The sequence below is a fragment of the Abyssisolibacter sp. ZYX002 genome (assembly GCF_056892235.1).
This window is the reverse complement of record NZ_JARMXH010000012.1, coordinates 49,632-71,019: the sequence shown is the minus strand read 5'-3', so window position 1 is coordinate 71,019 and position 21,388 is coordinate 49,632. Positions and strand designations below refer to the sequence as shown.

The window sequence follows — 21,388 nt, the reverse complement described above, 5'->3', positions numbered from 1 at the left end:
CATCTAGATAATTTTTGGTTTCTTATTTTTTGTAAATCAAAATTTTTAAGTCATACATCCTAAGTATGCTCATTCCTCTTATAAACCCTTGATACTTTTTTGTAATAACCCAATTTTGATATTATATTGTGCATAAAAAGATAACAATCTGTACAAATAAACGATATAAAAAAGACATCTATCCAAAAAGATATCTTTTTTATACTTTATAATTATTTATAGATTAGTTGCTTCATATTCTTCCAACTTGGCTTTTATATTATTGAAATCAACCATTAAGTATAATGCAAAAACTAATCGAAAAAATATACTAAAAAAGAGTACAAATGTAAGACCGCTATTATTTGAAAACAAAGTTAGACTAAATAGGATAGACAGAAATACAAAATAATATATCAAGGTTTTTTGTGTTTTAAACAATTTGATTGTTAAAGTCACATATTTGGAATGGACTAAAGCAATAGTTCCACTATAAATATTGTAAAATAACATTAATCTTAAAATATTGTATACTATCGTTTGCAAAATAATATAAGACGGACTAGTAGTGTTTATAAAGAATATAATCACGTCAACGAGAATCAATATACTGGCTATTTTTTTAGATTTTAAGAAAAACTTATCGTTAGTATCATAATATAAGTTAGAACAAGCAATTACTATTAATATATAGCCCAATATATTAGGTGTTATATTTATAAACTGAATCTTTACGTTGATGAATATAAAAATTACAGACCATTTCAGAAGTTTATAATCTTTTGCCATATTAGAAATAGTTCCTTTCTTTCATTTATTAGTTTTAACACAAGGACTATTATAACATATTACTAATAATAATGTAATACAATACGTAATTTTGAAAAAATAGTAAAAATATAATTAAATATCTGTAACTGCTTCTATAATTGGCATCTATTATTGACATGTAATAAATTTATTAATAAAATTAAACTAGTAACAATTAAAAAGGAGTGTAAATGGTATGCAAATTAATAACATCACATGTTTTAACGATTTCTGTAGTGAAATTAGAAGAGCTGGTTTTTCTCTTGGTGGAAGTAATGATGAAGGAATATTTGCATTATCAAGCTATTATGGAGAAAATATTGAAAGTCATACTGATAATGAAGAAACTGATCCTTGGAAATGGAGAATTAGAAGTATTATAGAGTGCGGTGATATAGCATATGGTAAATTGTTTTTTAATAAAGGAGGGTGGATAACTAAAGAATGGTACCCGTACTTTTTGGCTATAAGACGTGGCGGAGAATCATTGGATAAGTGCTATAGAGATGGAAAGATTAGTAGTATTGCTAAAAAAGTTTATGATGTTATATGCGATAATCCAAATATAGCATTACATGAAATAAAAACGTATTTTAATAAAGATGAAAATAAAAAACTTAATACTGCACTTACTACGCTACAAATGAAAATGTTTATTACTATAAGTGGGCAGAAATATAAAATATCAAAAGAGGGCAGAGAGTATGGATGGCCGGTGACTACATTTGTAAGAGTAGAAGAATTTTTCGAAGAAGAGGTATTTATAAAAGCTAATAATATTAATGAAAGTGAAGCAATAGATAAAATAAAAAAAAGAATTTTAGAATTAAATTCAAAGGCTCAAGAGAAAGTAATAAAAAAATTTTTATATAAAAGATAAATAATAACGCATACATATTAAAGAGTAGCTTTTCATAAGAATTAGCTACTTTTATTTGACTATTATTGATTTTGACAAATTTAGCATGAAAAATGTTGTATACTTACAATTAATAAGATAACTTAAAAAAGTTTATACAAATAACTATTCTAGTTGACGCATGATAAGAAAAGACAATAATAATATAACTAATATAATAAATATAATATTAAGTATTGTAGATATAAGCATTGCATTTCATTAAAATATAAAGTACAATTTATTTATATTGCACAAAATATAATATATAACATTTAAAATATACGCAATTCAATTCCATAGTTACTCATAAAAAAATTCTAGGCATAAAATTCTCATTTATTTAATACATATTAAAAAATTACATTTTGTAATTCAACATAAAAAGAAATTACAGGAAAGGTGTTCAAGATGAAAAATATAATAAGTGTGACACAAAACAAGTGTAAACAGTGTTATGCATGTGTTAGAAATTGTCCAGTTAAAGCTGTTCAGATAAAAAATGGACAAGCAGAAATAATGTATTCTAGATGCATCAACTGTGGTAAGTGTATAAGCAGTTGTCCTCAAAATGCTAAAATTGTCCTAGATAGTGAGACAAGATGCCAAAACATTCTAAAACAAAATAAGAGAATAGTTGCTTGTATAGCTCCTTCTTTTGTGGTAAGTTTTCATACGTTTTCATACAAAAAAGTAGTGGGTGCTTTGAAGGAATTAGGGTTTGACGAAGTATGGGAAGTAGCTTTTGGAGCAGAAGAGCTATCGAATAGAGTAAAAGACTATATATCTGATAATGATAAGAAAACATATATTAGTACTGCGTGTACAGCATTTACAACTATGATAGAAAAGCATTATCCTGAGCTTATTGATAATCTGTTACCCTTTGTATCTCCAATGATAAGCACTGGTAGAATAATAAGAAAAAAATACCCAGAGGATGATACAAAGATAGTATTTATAGGACCATGTGTTGCTAAAAAAGCTGAGGCTATGGAATTTCAAAATAGTGGTGTAATAGATTGTGCCTTAACATTTGAGGAGCTTAAAAGGCTTTTTATAAAAAATAAAATCAATATAAGGCAGTCAAGTGAGCAAGAGTTTGATGTTGTTGGTAATAGAAACGGCAGATTATTTCCTCTATCAGGTGGAATGATTAAGAATGTGTTTAAACAAGACGACAGCCTAATAAATGAAGATTACATATATATTGATGGTGAGGAAGAATGCTTTGAACTTGTAGATTCACTTCTTGAAGGAAAATTTACTTTTAAATTTGTAGATGTGCTTATGTGTAATGGTTGTATAAATGGATGTAAAATAGATAGTGATCTTAGTATGTTTGAGAAATTACATACAATAAAAAAATTCTACAATAATAGAAAATACGTAAAAAATGCAGTAGAGTTAGATACAGAAATTAATTATAAAAGGACGTTCACTAACAGAAGAAGTATAATGCCATATCCGTCGGAAAGAGAAATAGATCAGGTACTTAAACTAACAGATAAGCAAACGGAAAAAGATCAACTCAATTGTGGGGCATGTGGATACAACACATGTAGAGACAAAGCAGTAGCTGTTGTGCAAGGTATTGCAGAAGTTGAGATGTGCCTTCCTTATCTGAACAACAAAAAGACTAAGTTATTAAAGGAGATATCGGGAAGATTAAAAGAGATTACTACACTAAAAGAAGAGCTTGAGACGATAATAGAATCTTCGTATGATGGGATGATGGTAACAGATGGGCAAGGCAAAATATTAAAGACGAATAAAGCATGGAAGAACATGATCGGGTTTGATAGAGAGAAAGACAATGTACTAGAAATGGAGAATAATAACATAATATTCCCATCAGGAACACTCCTAGTACTAAAAGAAAAGAGAAGAATATCATTTATACAAAATTCGTTTAATTCAAATCAATATTTAGCAACAGCTACACCTGTTTTTGATGAAAGTAACAATATAGCTAGAGTTGTCACGAATATAAGAGATATTGAAGAATTAATTAAGCTAAGAGAGCAACTAAATGAGACAAAGAAGTTACAAAAATATTTTAATATTGAAAATGATAAAAAAGAAATGTATAACAATGTGACGAACAATGCAAATCTTGTTGCAAACAGTATTGAGTTCGGTAAAGTACTGCAGACAGCAAGCAAAGTAGCATGTGTTGATTCAACAATACTTATACTAGGAGAATCAGGGGTAGGAAAAGAAGTAATTGCAAAATTCATACATAGCCTTAGCGGAAGAAAAGATATTCCCATGGTTAAGATAAACTGTGGAGCCATTCCAGAAAGTTTGATAGAATCAGAACTTTTTGGATATGAAACAGGTGCATTCACAGGCGCATCTAAGCGTGGAAAACCAGGATTAATAGAAATAGCAGATAAAGGGACACTTTTCCTAGACGAGATAGGAGAATTACCTCTTAATATACAAGTTAAGCTATTAAGAGTCTTACAAGAAAGAAAGCTTATAAGAATAGGAGGAACAAAGGAAATTTATGTAGATGTAAGAATAATAGCCGCGACCAATAGAGATTTGTTCCAAATGGTTAAGGAGGGGACATTTAGAGCAGATTTATATTATAGACTAAATGTTGTGCCAATAAACATACCTCCACTTAGAGAAAGAGTTGATGATATATTACCGCTTTGTTATTATTTTCTTAACATATACAATAATAAATACAGTTGCTCTAAAAAAATAACTAGCCAAGGAGAAGAAATCTTAAAAACTTACGATTGGCCTGGGAATGTTAGGGAACTAGAGAATTTAATAGAGAGACTAATAGTAACCACTAGAAATGATACAATAGATAAGAATGATTTGCCAGCATTTTTGTTTATGGAGAACCTTAGAAATGCTAATAAAATAGATATTAACGGAATTATTCCACTTAAAGAAGCAATAGAACTATTAGAAAAACAATTGATTGAGAATGCATACAAAAAATACAGGACAACCTATGAAATAGCACAAGTTTTAAAAGTTAATCAATCCACAGTAGTAAGAAAAATACAAAAATATTTTAAAAACAATGCATTTATGCATGATTAGAATTAATTAGAGCTGTTATTAGCTTAAATAAATTTAAACTGAGGGTAATAAAAAGAAGTACTCATTATTTGAGTACTTCTTTTGTTTTGTAGTAAAGGTTCAAAAATTACAGTAAAGAGGGATTTATATAAATTGCAATCAATATTAAAATTTAATCAAAAATTTTATCTGTCTTTGATATGATTATTTTTGTGAAACTCGCAATAAAAAATCAAAAATCAGAATATTCTAAAATAAATTAAAAGGATATTTACTAAATTTAATCATGAGCTTTGACTTAAACAATCCAAAGATCAAATCGAAAATAGAGCATGTGCGAATTATTATAATAACTTAAATGAAAACGTTTTTTAATGTAAAATATGATGCTTAATTCTCTAAAGTGAGAAGAAAAAATATTGCGAATAATAAATAATTCTATTAGTAAGATTAAGTTTAACCAATAGTAGTACTGTAAAGCTCAAATAATGCATTTGTGCATGATTAAATGCAAGTATGCATTTAGGTAAAAATTACCAAAGAAAGTCTAAAATATTAGCCTTTCTTTATTTATTAGTAAATTACAGCTCTGTGACTCAAAAAATTAAAATTTGAACTAATAGAAAAATTTGGCACAGTAGTTGCAATATATTTAGATAAATTATAAAAGGAGGTTACATTATGTCTATAGTAACGTCATATCAACAATTAAGGAGTGAAGCACTAGAAGCTATAGATAAAAAAAGACCATCAGGAAAATTTCGAGCGGTATTAGGATACTCTATCTGTAGCGTTAGCGTTGGTGCTAACGATGTCTTAATCAGTTTGCAGGAGACTGTAAAACAAGCTGAATTAGATAATATAATAATTGAAACTACAGGATGTATTGGAATGTGCTGTAGGGAACCGTTGTTAGACATATACACTCCAGAGGGCGAAAAATACACATATGAATACGTAAATCAGAAAATGGCTAGAGCGATAATAATATCGCATAGTATGTATGATGAGCCGATTAATGAATGGTTAATTAAGCTATGATTATTTAATGAAGAGTAAATAATCATGTTTAAAAGTTGAAGGGAGGATATATTATGCAATCCAAAGTGGTAATGGAAGCCATAAACAAAGTGGGTAATACTCAAGATAAACTGTTAGAAGTGTTAATAGAGGTACAGTCACAGACACCTGGTAATTACATCAGCGAAACATCTCTAAGAGATATTTCAAAGGAATTAAATGTACCTCTTAGTAAAGCTTACAGCGTAGCAGGATTTTATTCTATGCTATCTACAAAAGAAAGAGGTAAATATTTGATACAGATATGTAATAGTGGGCCCTGTTATATAAATAGAGGAAAAGCTATTGCAAATGCGTTTGAGCAAGTACTTGGAATAAAGATGGGAGATACTACGTCAGATAAGTTATTTACTCTTGAATATACGAGCTGTTTTGGAGCTTGTGATGTTGCACCGGCTATAAAAGTTAATGATAAAGTGTATGGTAATTTGACTGTTAATAGAGCAATGCAAATTATAAACGACTTGAAAGAAGGTGTGGAGTAATGGTAAATTTGATATCTAAATTGTGTGGTAAGATAGATCCACTATCCATAACTGAATATGAAAGCAATGGTGGTTTTAGTGCTACTAAGAAGGCACTTTCAAAGAAGCCACAGGAAGTACTAGATGAGGTAAAAGCGTCGAACCTTAGAGGTAGAGGAGGAGCAGCTTTCCCAACTGGACTAAAGTGGTCGTTTACAGCATCTGAAGATTCGCCTATAAAATATGTTATATGTAATGCAGATGAAGGTGAACCTGGCACATTTAAAGACAGAGTGTTATTAGATGGAAGTCCATTTCAAATAATAGAGGGTATGATAATCTGTGGTCACGCAGTTGGAGCGACTAAGGGATATATATATATAAGGGGAGAGTATCCTAAGACAAAAGAACTTTTGATAAAGAGTATAGATGTTTTAAGAAAAGCAGGTTATTTAGGAACTAATATATTTGGGTTTAATTTTGATTTTGATATAGAAGTTAGATCGGGTGCTGGTGCATATGTATGTGGAGAAGAGACTGCACTAATTGAATCAATAGAAGGAAAAGCAGGAAGGACTAGATTTAAGCCACCTTATCCTCCAGTAGCAGGGCTTTGGAACAAACCAACGCTTGTTAACAATGTTGAAACTCTAGCTAATATACCTGTTATACTCAATTTAGGTGCAGAGAAATACAAAGAATATGGAACAAAATCAAGTAGTGGAACAAAACTCATATCTGTATCAGGTAATGTAGTGAATAAAGGAGTATTTGAGATAGAGTTTGGAATTAGCTTAAGAGAAATAATAAATAATTTATGCGATGGAATGGATACGGATAAAAAAGTTAAATTTGTACAACTAGGAGGTTCTTCAGGAGCCTGTATTCCAGAGAATTTACTAGATATAAAGATAGACTTTGATTGCTTGAGAGAGAACGGAGTAAGCTTAGGCTCAGGAGCAATGTTTGTGGCTGATGATAGTGTGTGCGTGTTAGACTTTTTATTAGCAACTATGGAGTTCTTTAAACATGAGTCTTGTGGTAAATGTACTCCATGTAGAGAGGGAAATAGACATATAGTAAGGATATTGCATAAGATAACCAAAGGTGTTGCTACAGAGAAAGATGTAGAGATATTAGAAGAAATCTGCGAAGTAATGAAGACGGCCTCCCTTTGTGGACTAGGGCAAGCCGCTCCTACAGCTGTGATATCTTGTTTACAGTATTTTAAAGATGAGATTAAAGAGCATATTAACAAGGAATGTAGAGCAAACAGTTGTCTGTTCGATAAGGGGGCGATAATAAATGAGTAAAATAAATTTGACTATAGACAATAAAACTGTTTCTGTGGATGATGGAAAAACTATATTAGATGCAGCAAAAATGGTAAATGTAAAAATACCAACATTATGTTTTCATCCAGATCAACATATAAAAGGTAGCTGTCGTGTATGTGTGGTAGAGGTAGAAGGACAAAATACACTTGCAGCATCATGTTGTACGCCAGTAAGAGAAGGTATGGTCGTAAAAACTAATACTAAAAAGGTAAGAGATGCAAGAAGAGCAATAGTTGAAATGATTATATCAAATCATAACGCAGAATGTCTTGCCTGTGTTAGAAACGGAAATTGTGAGTTGCAGCAGTTATGTAATGAACTAAATATAAGAGAGTATAAACTAGAAAAAACAGTTGAATATTTGCCTATAGATAGCTCTAATCCATCTATAGTTAGAGATTTAAGCAAGTGTATTAAATGTGGTAGATGTGTAGAAGTATGCCATGAAGTGCAGGGTATAGGTGCTATTGACAATGTTCATAGAAGTAGTGATATGAGAATAGATACACCTTTTTCTTTGGGGCTTGCTGATACTAAGTGTGTTTATTGTGGGCAATGTATTAATGTTTGTCCAGTAGGAGCATTATATGAAAAAAGTGATATTAACACAGTTTGGCGTGCTTTAGATGATAATAGCAAACATGTTGTTGTACAGATAGCTCCAGCAGTAAGAGTTGCATTAGGTGAGGATTTTGGTTTACCGCCAGGAAGTATAGTAACAGGTAAAATAGTTACAGCACTTAGGCATTTAGGGTTTGACGCTGTGTTTGATACAAATTTTACAGCCGATTTGACAATCATGGAAGAAGGAAATGAACTTCTTCACAGAATACAAAACAACGGTAAACTGCCAATGTTGACTTCATGTAGCCCTGGTTGGATTAATTTTGTAGAACAGTTCTATCCAGAATTCTTAGATAATGTTTCTACTTGTAAATCACCACAACAGATGTTTGGTGCGTTAGCAAAAACTTATTATCCTAAAAAGATAGGTATTGATCCAAAAGATGTTTATGTAGTTTCAATAATGCCATGTACCGCAAAAAAAGCAGAAGCAGGAAGAAAAGAAATGGCGGATAGTGGATATCAGGATGTAGATGTGGTTTTAACTACAAGAGAGTTAGCTAAGATGATAAAAGAAGTTGGGCTTGATATAAATACATTAGTAGAAGATAATTTTGATGATCCATTGGGGATTTCAACAGGTGCAGCAGTAATATTTGGAGCATCTGGAGGTGTTATGGAGGCAGCTCTTAGAACTGTTTATGAGGTAGTTACAGGAGAGGAACTAGAAAATATTGAATTTAAGGGAGTTAGGGGACTTAAAGGAATTAAAAAAGCTACAGTTAAAGTTGGCGATTTAGATGTTAAAGTGGCAGTAGCAAATAGCCTGGCAAGCGCAAGGGAAATACTAGAGCTAGTCAAATCAGGTAAAGAAGATTTTCATTTTATAGAGATTATGTGTTGTCCAGGAGGTTGTATAGGTGGAGGTGGTCAACCTATACCTATAACTAACGAAATAAGAGAAAATAGAATAAAAGGGATATATCAGATAGATGGAAATTCAGAGATTAGAAAATCTCACAAGAATCCTGCAGTAGCTGTGTTATATGAAGAATTTTTAGAAAAGCCATTAAGTCATGTGTCACATGAATTACTTCATACACACTACACAGATAGAAGCTAATTAACATGTTTAAAAGCATGTAAATTTCCCAATCCTTATTTTTTCCTGAGTGTATATAAGCATGAATTTGAGAAATAGAAACTGAGGTTCAATGCATTATATAACTCAGGACTTTTTTATTTGTACTTTTAAACGTCGTTTTTATTGGTTTAATTTATTCTATTGTATAGATTGAGTTAATAAATACAGTTCATCTAATAGGACAATCCATATAACATTAAAGACTATACTGATACCCATTAAGGGATAGTATAGTCTTTTCATTTTATTTAAGCCACAATATTATTCATCTTCTTTTGAGATAGTTTTTTTATCTTTCTTTTCTTTTCCCAAGTACTCAGGAAGCTCCATACCAGCCATGTCAAACATATCTTTCATTGGTGGTATTGATTTCATCATACCTGACAAAAAGTTGGCTGTTGTTGGTGTACCATCTTTAGACATACCATCCCAAACAGTAACTTTATCGATTTTAAGATTTTTAATCGCGTCTACTTGTTTTTCAACAAGAGATTCCATCTTATCAGCTAGCATAAGTTTGATTGCATCATTAGCATTACCACCCGTTGAATTGACGATTTCTTTAAAACCAGCAGCTTGTTTGCTCAGTAATTCAGAAATACCGCGTGCTTTAGCTTCCATTTTAGCATAGATAGCGTCAGCTTCACCTTTTGCAATTCTTCTCTTTTGCTCAGCTTGAGCTTCTGCTTCTATCTCTGCTTTACGCTTATCTATTTCAGCAAGTACAATAACATCAGCTTCCTTAGTAGCACGTTCTCTTTGAGCTCTAGCTTTTTCGGCTGTTTTCTCTGCCTCGTAAGCTTCTTCTAATGCACGAGCTGATTGAACTTTTTCAGCTGCAGTCGCTTTTCTAAGTGCTTCAGCTTCCTTTTCTCTTCTTTCAGCTTCTGAATCAGCTATTGTTACTTTAGCTTCGTTCTCACCTTTTATAGCCATAGAGTTAGCTTCTGCAACTCTAACACGTTGATCCTTAAGAGCATTTGATTCACCGATTGCTCCATCTCTATTCTTTTCAGCAACGGTTTTCTTAGCATCATTTATAGCTTTAGCAGCAGCTTCTTTACCAAGTGCAGCTATGTATCCTGATTCATCGTTAATATCTGTTACGTTAACGTTAATTAATCGCAGACCTATTTTTTTAAGTTCTGATTCAACATTTCGAGAAACAGCATCTAAAAATTTATCTCTGTCAGTATTGATTTCTTCAATATCCATAGTAGCTACAACTAGACGCAGTTGACCAAATATAATATCTTTTGCAAGTTCTTGAATATCGTTTAGTTGTAGACCCAACAAACGTTCAGCTGCATTCTGCATTATACCATGCTCTGTAGAGATACCAACTGTAAATCTTGAAGGTACATCAACCCTTATGTTCTGCTTAGACAGTGCATTGGTTAAATTTACTTCAATAGAAATAGGCGTTAAATCTAAGAATTGGTAGAATTGAAATACTGGCCAAATAAAAGCTGCTCCACCATGTATACATTTAGCAGAACGCTGACCTCCTTCAGAGCTCTTACCCACCTTACCATAAACAACCATTATCTTATCGGATGGACATTTTTTGTACCTTGATAGTAGTGCTAATAATGTTGATAACAACAAAATGACACATACAATGATAGTAATCATAGTTTCATTCATTATAATACCCCCTTATAATATTTATAAATAAATTTATTAATCATAGATATAAAATCTGTGATATCATTACTAATTCATCAGTATTTTTCTTTTGTAATAACTAAAATATTGTTACCAGAAATATCTATAACTCTGGCTTGAGAGCCGGTAGATATATTTTCATTATCATCAGTTACAGCGTCAAATTCTACATATCTATCTTGAATCATTACATTTATCTTACCCATTCCATTGCGGTTAGCAGGTATAGTAAGATAAATTTCACAGGTTTTCCCTAGCGCATTTTTTAAATTTAATAGACCATTTGATTGAAGTCTTGTAATCCATAGAAAAAGTAGAGCGATTATAAACATTGATATAAGTCCACAAAGTAAAGCTATAAAGATAATAACAAGCCGTGGTAATGATGTATTGCAAAGAGATACTCCAACCCATCCAAAGACAGTAAAAAATGCTAATAAACCACGGATAGAAAAGAATCTTAACCCATGTAGAGATGAAATAGCAGATGTATCAAAATCTGCATCAGTATCAAAATCAATATCAGTATCTAAATCTACGTCTGAATCAATATCAAAATCTGAGTCTAAAGACAGACCTAATATGGTAATGACTGTTTGGATAATCAATACTAGAGTGGAAGGTATCGCCACATAAAAAAATAATTGCTTTAAGTCAATAGAATTTAACATAATATTAACACCTCCAAATAGTGAATTATATTCACTATTACATGATATACCATTTATTTCTTGATGTCAAGTTAGAGAATTTGATTATTATTTACAATAATGCTATACTAATATACAAAGAGGGTGAATATAATTCACATGAAATAATAGAGGGGAGATAGGCATTGGATACTATAGGTAAAAGAGTTAGAGAAGCTAGATTGAGATTAAAAATGACTCAATCAGAAGTAGCAGGAAACTTTATTACAAGAAATATGTTAAGCAAAATAGAGAATGATGTCGCTATGCCTTCAATTAAAACTATTGAGTATTTAGCATCAGTGCTCGATCAAAAAGTCAGTTATTTCCTAGATGCATATAAGGAAGAAAGTATAGATAAAAAAAATAAACTTAAGGAATTGGTATCAAAACATAAGTATAGAACTATAATAGATATGCTAGAAAATGAAGAAAACAAAATGAACAGTAATAGCTTTATAATTTTGCAAAAAGCCTATATTGAATGTGCTAAACAGGTACACGGGCAGGAGTCTATTGAGCTTTATAATAAAGCTAAACAGATGGCAGAACAGATGGAATATGTACCTAGAGAACATATTATAGATATTAAATTAGGCACTATTGGATTATGTGAATCTAATGAGGAATATAATACGTTACAAGCAGAAATATCACAAGAAATAGAGAGTTTTTGTTTGAGTAGTATAGACAAAATAATCAAAGCAGAGATATTCTTAAAGAAGGATAAGATAAAAAAAGCAAGAGAGCTTATACAAGATATAGAAGTAAATAGGTTAGAAGGTTTTTGGAAAGGTAAATACTATTATATTAGAGCTATCTTTGCAAAGGAATATGATGAAAATGAATATTTGAGTTTTTTGAAATTAAGCAAAGATTATTTATCAGATACAGCCAATGAGATATTACTATTAGATATTTATAGCAGACTGCGTGAAGTGTACTCTAAGAGACAAGACTTTGAAAGAGCTTATCTTTATTCTATAAAAGAAAATAATTTATTAAAAAAATAGAACTAACAAATCTAAGTTAATATGCATAAAACTATTTGACATTAATAAATATTTGGATTAAAATTGGTATATACAACATAACAATATAACAATAGAGGTGATGAGTTTGAAAACTGTATCTAGACAAAATCCGTTACCACTTTACTATCAGTTAAAAGAGTTACTTAATGAGATGATTGACAATGATTTATATAAACCTGGCGATAATATACCTCCTGAAAGAGAATTGTGCCAAATGTATAATGTAAGTAGGATGACTGCACGAAGAGCAGTAATGGCACTTGTAAATGAAGGAGTATTATATAGAGAGCAAGGGAAAGGTACGTTTGTATCAGAGCCAAAAAAAAGACATAATATATTTCAACTAAAAGGGTTTACTGAGCAAATGGAGGAAAAAGGGCTAAAAACAAATACCAAGGAACTATCATTTAAAATTGTTGATACAACTAATAAAATCAAAAAAGCATTAGAAATTAAAGATGATGAAAAAGTCTTTGAAATCAAGAGATTAAGGATGGTAGAGGGTGAACCTTTTTTAATAGAAACCGTGTATATACCATTTAATTTGTGTTCAGACTTAACGGAAGAAATGCTATTAAATAAATCACTATATCAGATATTTAAAGAGAGATATGATTTTGTATTTAGTCATGCAAAACAAACTATAGAACCAATCAAGGTCAATGAATATGAAAGTGAGCTTTTAAATATTGATGAAGAATCTATGCAGTTATTATTTACGGGTATTACTTATTTAGAGGCAGGTAGACCAATTGAGTATGTTAGAGCTATATATAGAAGTGATAGATATAAATATGAGGTTACGTTAAAAGCATAAAGAAGGTGAAAAACTTGAAAGCTATCATTAAGGGCAAACTTATATTAAAAGATAGAATAGATGAAGATAAAGTAATTTTTTTTGATGATAAAATTAAAGATATTGTGGATAAAGACAAAGCAAATTTAGAAAATGTGGATATCATTGATGCTAAAAACAATTATGTTTCTCCTGGATTTATTGATATTCATATTCATGGTAGTGCAGGTAAGGATACGATGGATGCAGATGAAGAGTCTATGTTAGAGATGGGTAGAAATATAACTAAATCAGGTGTTACATCATTTCTGCCTACAACTATGACAATGAGTAGAGCAAATATAGAGCTTGCTTTAAATAATATAAAGAAGTGTATGAGTTTAGAGCACAAAGGAGCTAATATATTAGGAGCTCATTTAGAAGGGCCTTTTATTAGTGATGTATATAAAGGTGCACAAGATGCAAAGTATATAATTAGACCTGAATTTGATTTGATACAGGAGTATTTGGACATTATAAAGATTATAGTTATAGCACCTGAATTAGACATTGAGTTTGAATTTTTATCAAAAGTTAAAGAAACATATAAAAATATTACAGTATCTATCGGCCATACGAATGCAACATTTGATAAGGCATTGGAATCTTTTAAACATGGAGTTAATCATATAACTCATATGTTCAATGCTATGACGCCCTTACATCACAGAGAGCCGGGTGTAGTTGGAGCAGCACTATCCAGTGATGTAACATGTGAATTGATAGCAGATAATATACATGTACATCCAGGTTTATATCAAATGTTTTGCGATATAAAAGGTATTGATAAAGTAGTACTTATAACTGACTCTATGAGAGCAGGAGGTTTAGGTAGTGGCGAATATGACCTTGGAGGACAAAAGGTTATAGTTGATAGTAATTCAGCTAGATTACAGGATGGAACTCTGGCAGGAAGTATACTTAGAATGAATGATGCTGTAAGGAATATTTATAATAATACATCATTAAGTTTGTATGAAGTAGTTAGAATGGCCACATCAAATCCAGCTCGAGCTATTGGTGTGGATAAATTTAAAGGAAGCTTATCTAAAAATAAGGATGCAGATATAGTGATTTTTAATGAAGATTTAAACATATTTAAAACTATAGTAAATGGAAATATTGTTTATAAAGGACAGCTTTAGGGAGGAATTTGATGAATATAATAATTGTAGATAATTATGAAGAGATGAGCAAAAAAGCAGCTAGTATTATTATGAGTTGTGTAGTATTAAAGCCTAATAGTGTTTTAGGGTTAGCTACTGGCTCTACTCCATTGGGTATGTATAAAGAATTAGTGAAAGCATATAAAAGAGGAGATGTTGACTTTAGTAATGTGTTATCTTTTAATTTAGATGAATACTACGGAATAAATAAAGATAATAGTCAAAGTTATAACTACTATATGAATGAGAATTTCTTTAAACATATTAATATCAAAAAAGAGAATACTTTTATACCAAGTTCAAAGATTGAAGATCTAGATCAAGCTTGTAAATACTATGATCAAATCATTAATAAACATGGAGGGATAGATATCCAGGTATTAGGTATAGGGCAGAATGGTCATATTGGCTTTAATGAACCAGATAGCAAATTTGTTGGTGAGACACATCTAGTCAACTTAAAAGAAGATACAATTAACGCAAATGCGAGATTCTTTAGTTCGGTAGATGAAGTTCCTAAAAAAGCAATAAGTATGGGTATAAAATCTATAATGAAAGCAAAAAAGATAGTACTACTAGCGAGTGGAGAAAGTAAGGCACATGCTATATATAGTGCAGTAAAAGGAGATATCACACCAGAAGTACCAGCTTCGATATTACAACTACATCCAGATGTAACTGTTATATTAGACAGAGAAGCTGCTATGATGTTAAGCAAGTAATAAGATTAAGATAACATTCATTAGTTGAAATGGGTTTTGTCAAGTGGACAATCAATTAATTAAAATTTAATACACGAGTGCTTGGTTTCGATATTTAAACGGAGCTAAGCACTTTAGTCGTTCTAAAATTAAAAATTCAATGATTTTTTCCGTTCTATTTAAAAAATAAAGACTCAAAGATATTCGGATATTTAATATAAAAATATATATGATATTTTATATAATATAAATATCATTGTCGTCTTTAGATTCAAATGCTATGTTTTTAGTTATAAATTGTTGCAAAAGTATAGTTCGGTTTATCCGTAATTTCAAAGAAGCTGTATTTGATATAGATATTTTAGACAACTATGCGACAATAGCTTTAAAATCAGTCAAAACTGTCTTGCATGTTATAAGTATTGCCCAGAAAATACTATTAGTGATGATATAGCCCGATTTAATGAAAGAAACCACCACCTATTATTAGATATACAAGATATTATTTTGCAAAACGCTAGTAATTAATATCCAATAGGGTGGCTTAATATAAGCTATCCTCTCAGACTGTAGAAAAAAGCCCAATTTATGCGTTGTTGTTAAAATTTCCGTTGCTCACTTACCTCTAAGTAAGCTCTGCTACTCAATTTTAACACGCCTTGAAATTGAACTTTTACTAAAGTCTGCTATCTTGATGACTTTGTCATCAACCTAAGAAGATGGCTTAATATAAGCCACCCTCTTAGTGTTTTACTAATTTCTCTAAACTAGAGAAGTAGTTTAGTCTCAGCAGCCCTCTTTAATAGGGAGAGAACTTTGTAACCACCCGTTCAACATACCACCCTTTAGTGAACATGCATCATATCCTAATATTTTTAACAATGAAACTACTTGCCCTGCAGATTGACCAGAGTAGCAAACAACTATAATTTTTTTGTCTTTTGGTAAGACATCTATACATTCACCTAACTCATACCAAAAAATATTTATAGCACTATCAATGTGTCCTTTTTTAAAATCTTCTGCTTTTCTTATGTCTAAAATAAATAAGTCTTCCTTATTATTGTCCATCAATTCGTCTAGCATTTCGCAAGATACAATATTGTTACACCCTTTGTTGCAATCCTCAAAATATTTAGAAACAGCTTGCTCCACAGAATTCATAATCATATAGTTACCAAGGTTAATTAGTACTATGTACGATCTATGTACTAATCTTCGAACTTGATAACTTTCACTCCCTTCATAATATATTTTGTTCTGATTATACTTATATAGTTCGATAAGATTAACGATATTCCTTTGTCTAAAAGCAATAATAATATATTCTACCTAATTAAGCACAAATGTAATCAAAATGTAATAACTAAAAAATTCAAATAATATACTCTTAGTATTATAATGTAATGGAGGAGTAAAATGCACAATAAAGGATGGATTAAGCTAAGTTGTATATATGTAGGGAGTGTAGTTGGAGCAGGGTTTGCCTCTGGAAAAGAACTAATGGATTTCTTTTCAATACATGGATATAGAGGATTGATTGGAGCAATAATTTCCTCAGTTTTTTTTATGATAATAGGAAGTGTAGTATTGATAAAGACGTATGAAGCTAGAGCAAGAAGTTTTGCTCAGTTGATTAATCCTTTATTGGGAAAGAATTTGATTGGGATATTTGAAATAGCAGTATTGTCATTTTTATATATTATATATTGTGTTATGCTTGCGGGATCTGGAGCTATAACAATGCAACTGTTAAAGTGTAGCCCTCAAATGGGGATTTATTTGATGTCTATAGCTGTCTTTATAGTGCTAATTAACAATGTTGAAGGATTAGCTAAGGCCAATACATTACTAATACCAATTTTAGTGGCAGCTATAATTGCTATATCAATATATATTATCAGTAGTCAAGGAAAAATGTACTATAGTAATTTTTATGGTGCAGAAGATATGAAAAAGAGTTGGTTATTTTCATCGATATTGTATGTTAGTTATAACAGCATACCTTCAATGGTAGTACTTGGAGCTACATTAGACATAATACCAAACAAAAAGATAGCGATAAAGGCAGGTATCATGAGTGGGATTATTTTATTTATAATGAGCTTGTTTATAATAATACCACTTATGATGTTTAATAATGATTTGCAGGGAGTTGAAATTCCAATGCTCTTAGTAGCAGGAAGACTCGGGAGGTTTGCAGAATATACATATAGTATGGTTTTATTGATAGCAATGTTTACAACAGCTATAGGTAATGCATTTGGATTTGTTAAGAGATTTGCTCAGATATTGGATTTAAACATATATGTAGTTTCATTTATATTTTGTATAAGTGCGATACCATTATCTCAGTTTGGATTTTCTACACTAGTTGAACTTTTGTATCCTGTTTTAGGGTATGTTGGAGTGATATTGATAGTAACTATAGTATTTAGAGATTTACACTCTAGATTAAAGAATATATAATAATATAAGATATTACAAGTTAACTTTGGAGGATAATATGAGGGTAAGAAAAGTAAATTACAAGTTTTTGACAGTATTAATCCTGGCAGTTATAATAATAGCTATTTTTAAGATGGACAAAATAAAAAAAGTATTTTCTAGTTTGGATGTAGAAATAGTACCAATTAATAGTTTTGAAATAAATGAAGTGAACCCTGATAAGTCTAGATTTTATAATAAAGGGATAGCATATTATTCAAATAATAAAGTAACACTCTTAGATTATACTGGGAAAAAAATATGGAGTAAAACTATAGCTTATTTAAATCCCCTAGTGCATTTAGGAAAAGACAAGATTTATGTAGCAGATAGTGATAGTGGACAAATCAACGCATTGAACATCAATGGACAGATAATTTGGAAATATGAGCCTAAGAACGCAATATTGAATATTGGAGAAGAGGATGGAAATTTAATTATACTATCACAAAATCTATCACAGAAATCAAGAATCAATATAGTAGATAGCTCTGGTAAACTAGTTTCAAATAATATGCTGGAAAAAGGAACTGCCTTAAACATAGAGGTGTCTAATAAGTATAGAGAGTATGCCTGTATATCAATTGAGATGTTTGACAATAAAATCAAAAGTTATGTTTATGCATTTGATATAAATGGTAAATTGATATTCTCAAAGGAGTTTGATGGCGAGTTTGTATATGACATAAGTTTTATAGATAGAGAAAATCTAATATATGTTTCTGACAAGACTTATGGGAGAATAAGTAAAGAATCAGTAGTTTGGAGTAAAGAAATAGATGAAGATTCATATGTGGAAATAGACAAAAACAAAAATATAATATGTTGTATAGTAGAAGGTTTTCTAAAATACATTCGGTACAATGGAAATGTTATAAATAAAGTAGAAGTAAAAGGAACGTATGATGACATAGTTTTTGCTAACAAGTTTACTTATTTGATAAATGGACAAGATTTAGCGATGATAGAGGATTCAAAAAAGGTTGTAAATAAATATACACATGAAGAATCCATATCAAATATGGACATGATAAATAATAAAGTAGTATTAATAGCACAAAACAAATGTACAGTACTAGAATACAAATACATTGAAGAACAATAGGAGGGAGCCAGTGAATGCATTAGATATAATAATACTTGCTTTGCTGTTATATTCAATGATAGCAGGTTATTGCAAGGGATTTGTTTCAGAAGTTTTTAAGCTTACTGGATTTATAATAGCAATCCTTATTACAAAAAAGTTTTATAGTAATATGGCAGTGTTGATAGCAAAAAATGAAAAGATATATAGTGCAGTATATAATTTTGCAAGTAAAAAAAGTAATGCACTAATAGCTAAGATGTTAGATGGGAGTAATGTATTTGATAATGTTAATTTACCATCACAAGTAAAGAATTCAATAGCAAGTAATAGTAGTGTTGTAGGCGGAGCAGGATTAAATACAGGTTCAGAACTGACTTTGATACTTACCAACTTGATTATAAACGTTATTAGTATTTTACTAGTGTTCATCATAATCAAGATTGTTTTACATATAGTATTCAAAGCGATAGAAGGCTTTACAGAGATACCTGGTATAAAACAACTAAATCAGTTGATGGGCATGATTCTTGGTGTTGTTAAAGGAGGATTATTTATTTCGTTTATGTTTGTAATACTTTCACCATTTATATCTATATCAACAGATGGGTGGTTGTCAAAGTTAATGGAAGGTTCAGTGATAGGGAACTTTTTTTACTCAAATAACATTATATTGTATTTAATAAATGATTTACATATAGCTAAAGTATTAGATTATTTAGGGTAGTAGTAGAATAAGTAATAGCCTCATTTTTATGAGGCTATCAGACTGTAGACAAAAGCCCAATTTCTGCGTTGTCCCAAAATTTCCGTTGCTCACTTACCTCTAAGTAAGCTGTGCTACTCAATTTTAACACGCCTTGAACTTGAACTCTTACCACAGTCTGCTATCTTGATGACTTTGTAATCAATCTAATAGCCTCATTTTATGAGGCTATTTTTTTTTGAGCTATATATAGTGTGCATTTAAATTTAAACTCAAAACTTCCACCTAAAGCTTTAAAAATTGATAATAATTCGTTCTCAAGTTGGGTTTTAACGGAAGATTTTAAAGCAATATATCCGTTTCCTGTTTTTAAAAAGCCTACAAAGGCTTGCCAATCTGTAATAATAGACCATGGATACACAAAAACATCAGGTTTATTAAAGACATTGCTTTCATTTATTTCTTTAATGTTAATTAGTTGTAATTTCTGTAGATTGCTACGAGTTGAAAATGGTACAACACCATATTTTTTACATATATCAATAAGTGGCTTTGTAGATATATCTTCATCGTCATAGTACATATTCCAGAATAACCCAACATGACCATTTGGTTTCAAGGCTTTTGCACTCTTAATAAAACCTAATGGTTTTTCAACCCAGTGAAACGCTTGAGCAGAAATTACCAAATCATAAGTGTTTTTTGATACATGCCAATATTCAAATCTAGTGTTAATAAAACTGACTTGATTTGTATGAGCAAACTTTTCGTTTCCTTTAGAGACAAGGTTTACACCTTGTTCTATACATGTTAAATTATAGCCTCTATTAACGAACAGTTCTGTTGCTTTCCCGCTACCAGAACCTATTTCTAATATTTGTTTTGTAGGGACCATATTTGTATACTTTAAAAGGTGTTCTATCATTTGACTAGGATAGCTAGGTCGATATTTATCGTAATAATCAGATGCAACATCAAATCGAGTACTTTCTTTTTGCCAATTTATATTGTTATTTTTCATTTGAAGTTACCTCCTTTAAATTAATAAAAGGGGCTGTCGGAAAAATAGACAGTCCCTTTGTCTTTATTGTTCTATTTTTGTAATACTATACTGAATATCTCTCCTTCTTTTCTATCTAAAATACTAAACCCTACATCCTCGCATAGTTTAATATAGTAACTTATATCCTGTATTTTTTCTTCAGACCATTTAGTACCATACCCAGTTTTTATATTCTTATCTTTTGTAGATATATCTAATTGCACGACATATATATCCTTATCTTCTACAAATGGTTTAGGTATACACGTATCCCATATCATTACTTTACCATTAGGTTTTAATACTCTATACATCTCCTGCAATACTTTTTTGTGATCTTTCTTTGCTATATACATAAGTGTAAAAAATGAAGTAACATAATCAAACATATTGTCTAGAAAATCCATATTTCTAGCGTCCATAACTAGCTTTACAGGCCCTTCTAAAGCTTCTTCTAATTCATCTCTTCTAGGATCAATTGCAATAACCTTTTCTTTGAATATATTACCTATTACGCCTTCTCCACCACCGCCTATATCTAAGATGGTACCATCGCAGTTTAACTCTTGTAAATTAACCTTCTGTTCTTTATGAAAATACATTCTATCCTCTGTAATATTACTCAAAAAAACACCCCTTTTGCTTTCGAATT

General features: G+C 30.6%; 18 protein-coding genes. 13 read left to right on the top strand and 5 right to left on the bottom strand.

Features of this window, described 5'->3' with window-relative positions; genetic code table 11:
* Positions 1-985: 985 nt before the first annotated feature.
* From P3X86_RS20035 to P3X86_RS20010, 6 genes are all read left to right on the top strand, one after another.
* Positions 986-1,669, top strand: coding sequence for an AlkZ-related protein (locus P3X86_RS20035; protein ID WP_483294517.1), 684 nt, complete (start codon positions 986-988; stop codon positions 1,667-1,669).
* 429 nt (positions 1,670-2,098) lie between these two features.
* The gene (locus P3X86_RS20030; RefSeq protein WP_483294516.1) at positions 2,099-4,756 is read left to right on the top strand and encodes a sigma 54-interacting transcriptional regulator; all 2,658 of its coding nucleotides are present in this window, start codon (positions 2,099-2,101) and stop codon (positions 4,754-4,756) included.
* A 660-nt stretch (positions 4,757-5,416) separates the two neighbouring features.
* Positions 5,417-5,776 (top strand): (2Fe-2S) ferredoxin domain-containing protein, encoded by a 360-nt coding sequence (locus tag P3X86_RS20025; RefSeq protein ID WP_483294515.1) that lies wholly within the window; start codon positions 5,417-5,419, stop codon positions 5,774-5,776.
* Positions 5,777-5,829: 53 nt separating this feature from the next.
* Positions 5,830-6,300 (top strand): NADH-quinone oxidoreductase subunit NuoE family protein, encoded by a 471-nt coding sequence (locus tag P3X86_RS20020; protein WP_483294514.1) that lies wholly within the window; start codon positions 5,830-5,832, stop codon positions 6,298-6,300.
* On the top strand, positions 6,300-7,592 hold the full coding sequence (gene nuoF / locus P3X86_RS20015; RefSeq protein ID WP_483294513.1) for an NADH-quinone oxidoreductase subunit NuoF: 1,293 nt from the start codon (positions 6,300-6,302) through the stop codon (positions 7,590-7,592). Before P3X86_RS20020 ends, nuoF begins: the two co-directional genes overlap by 1 nt.
* Positions 7,585-9,303 carry an NADH-dependent [FeFe] hydrogenase, group A6 gene (locus tag P3X86_RS20010; RefSeq protein WP_483294512.1) on the top strand — a complete coding sequence of 573 codons (1,719 nt, stop codon included), beginning with the start codon at positions 7,585-7,587 and terminating at the stop codon, positions 9,301-9,303. The genes nuoF and P3X86_RS20010 overlap by 8 nt, the downstream gene beginning before the upstream one ends.
* 282 nt (positions 9,304-9,585) lie before the next feature.
* Here P3X86_RS20010 and P3X86_RS20005 read toward each other — a convergent pair whose 3' ends face one another.
* Entirely contained in the window at positions 9,586-10,971 is a 1,386-nt protein-coding gene (locus P3X86_RS20005) for a flotillin family protein (RefSeq protein WP_483294511.1), read from the bottom strand.
* 77 nt (positions 10,972-11,048) lie between these two features.
* Positions 11,049-11,663, bottom strand: a complete 615-nt coding sequence (locus P3X86_RS20000) for a hypothetical protein (RefSeq protein WP_483294510.1) — start codon at positions 11,661-11,663, stop codon at positions 11,049-11,051.
* A 164-nt stretch (positions 11,664-11,827) separates the two neighbouring features.
* Between P3X86_RS20000 and P3X86_RS19995 the strand changes: the two genes are divergently transcribed.
* The 4 genes from P3X86_RS19995 to nagB all read left to right on the top strand — a co-directional run bounded on the left by P3X86_RS19995 (position 11,828) and on the right by nagB (position 15,438).
* Positions 11,828-12,694 carry a helix-turn-helix domain-containing protein gene (locus P3X86_RS19995; RefSeq protein WP_483294509.1) on the top strand — a complete coding sequence of 289 codons (867 nt, stop codon included), beginning with the start codon at positions 11,828-11,830 and terminating at the stop codon, positions 12,692-12,694.
* A gap of 106 nt (positions 12,695-12,800) precedes the next feature.
* Complete coding sequence (locus P3X86_RS19990; RefSeq protein WP_483294508.1) at positions 12,801-13,532, top strand: GntR family transcriptional regulator; 732 nt, start codon at positions 12,801-12,803, stop codon at positions 13,530-13,532.
* Between the two features lie 14 nt (positions 13,533-13,546).
* Positions 13,547-14,695, top strand: coding sequence for an N-acetylglucosamine-6-phosphate deacetylase (gene nagA / locus P3X86_RS19985; RefSeq protein ID WP_483294507.1), 1,149 nt, complete (start codon positions 13,547-13,549; stop codon positions 14,693-14,695).
* 11 nt (positions 14,696-14,706) lie between these two features.
* Positions 14,707-15,438, top strand: coding sequence for a glucosamine-6-phosphate deaminase (gene nagB / locus P3X86_RS19980; RefSeq protein WP_483294506.1), 732 nt, complete (start codon positions 14,707-14,709; stop codon positions 15,436-15,438).
* 765 nt (positions 15,439-16,203) lie between these two features.
* On the opposite strand, the gene P3X86_RS19975 is transcribed toward nagB, so the two are convergent.
* Positions 16,204-16,587: a rhodanese-like domain-containing protein gene (locus P3X86_RS19975; RefSeq protein WP_483294505.1), complete on the bottom strand. Its 384-nt coding sequence runs from the start codon at positions 16,585-16,587 to the stop codon at positions 16,204-16,206.
* 249 nt (positions 16,588-16,836) lie between these two features.
* Here P3X86_RS19975 and P3X86_RS19970 point away from each other — a divergent pair, with 249 nt between their 5' ends.
* Genes P3X86_RS19970 through P3X86_RS19960 form a run of 3 tightly spaced genes read left to right on the top strand, consistent with a single transcriptional unit; the run spans position 16,837 to position 19,715 of the window.
* Complete coding sequence (locus P3X86_RS19970) at positions 16,837-17,886, top strand: YkvI family membrane protein (protein WP_483294504.1); 1,050 nt, start codon at positions 16,837-16,839, stop codon at positions 17,884-17,886.
* A 37-nt stretch (positions 17,887-17,923) separates the two neighbouring features.
* On the top strand, positions 17,924-19,009 hold the full coding sequence (locus P3X86_RS19965) for a DUF5711 family protein (protein ID WP_483294503.1): 1,086 nt from the start codon (positions 17,924-17,926) through the stop codon (positions 19,007-19,009).
* A gap of 10 nt (positions 19,010-19,019) precedes the next feature.
* Positions 19,020-19,715, top strand: a complete 696-nt coding sequence (locus tag P3X86_RS19960; protein ID WP_483294502.1) for a CvpA family protein — start codon at positions 19,020-19,022, stop codon at positions 19,713-19,715.
* Between the two features lie 199 nt (positions 19,716-19,914).
* On the opposite strand, the gene P3X86_RS19955 is transcribed toward P3X86_RS19960, so the two are convergent.
* Both P3X86_RS19955 and P3X86_RS19950 read right to left on the bottom strand, forming a co-directional pair.
* Positions 19,915-20,715, bottom strand: a complete 801-nt coding sequence (locus P3X86_RS19955; RefSeq protein ID WP_483294501.1) for a class I SAM-dependent methyltransferase — start codon at positions 20,713-20,715, stop codon at positions 19,915-19,917.
* A gap of 71 nt (positions 20,716-20,786) precedes the next feature.
* On the bottom strand, positions 20,787-21,362 hold the full coding sequence (locus P3X86_RS19950; protein ID WP_483294500.1) for a class I SAM-dependent methyltransferase: 576 nt from the start codon (positions 21,360-21,362) through the stop codon (positions 20,787-20,789).
* Positions 21,363-21,388 lie beyond the last annotated feature (26 nt).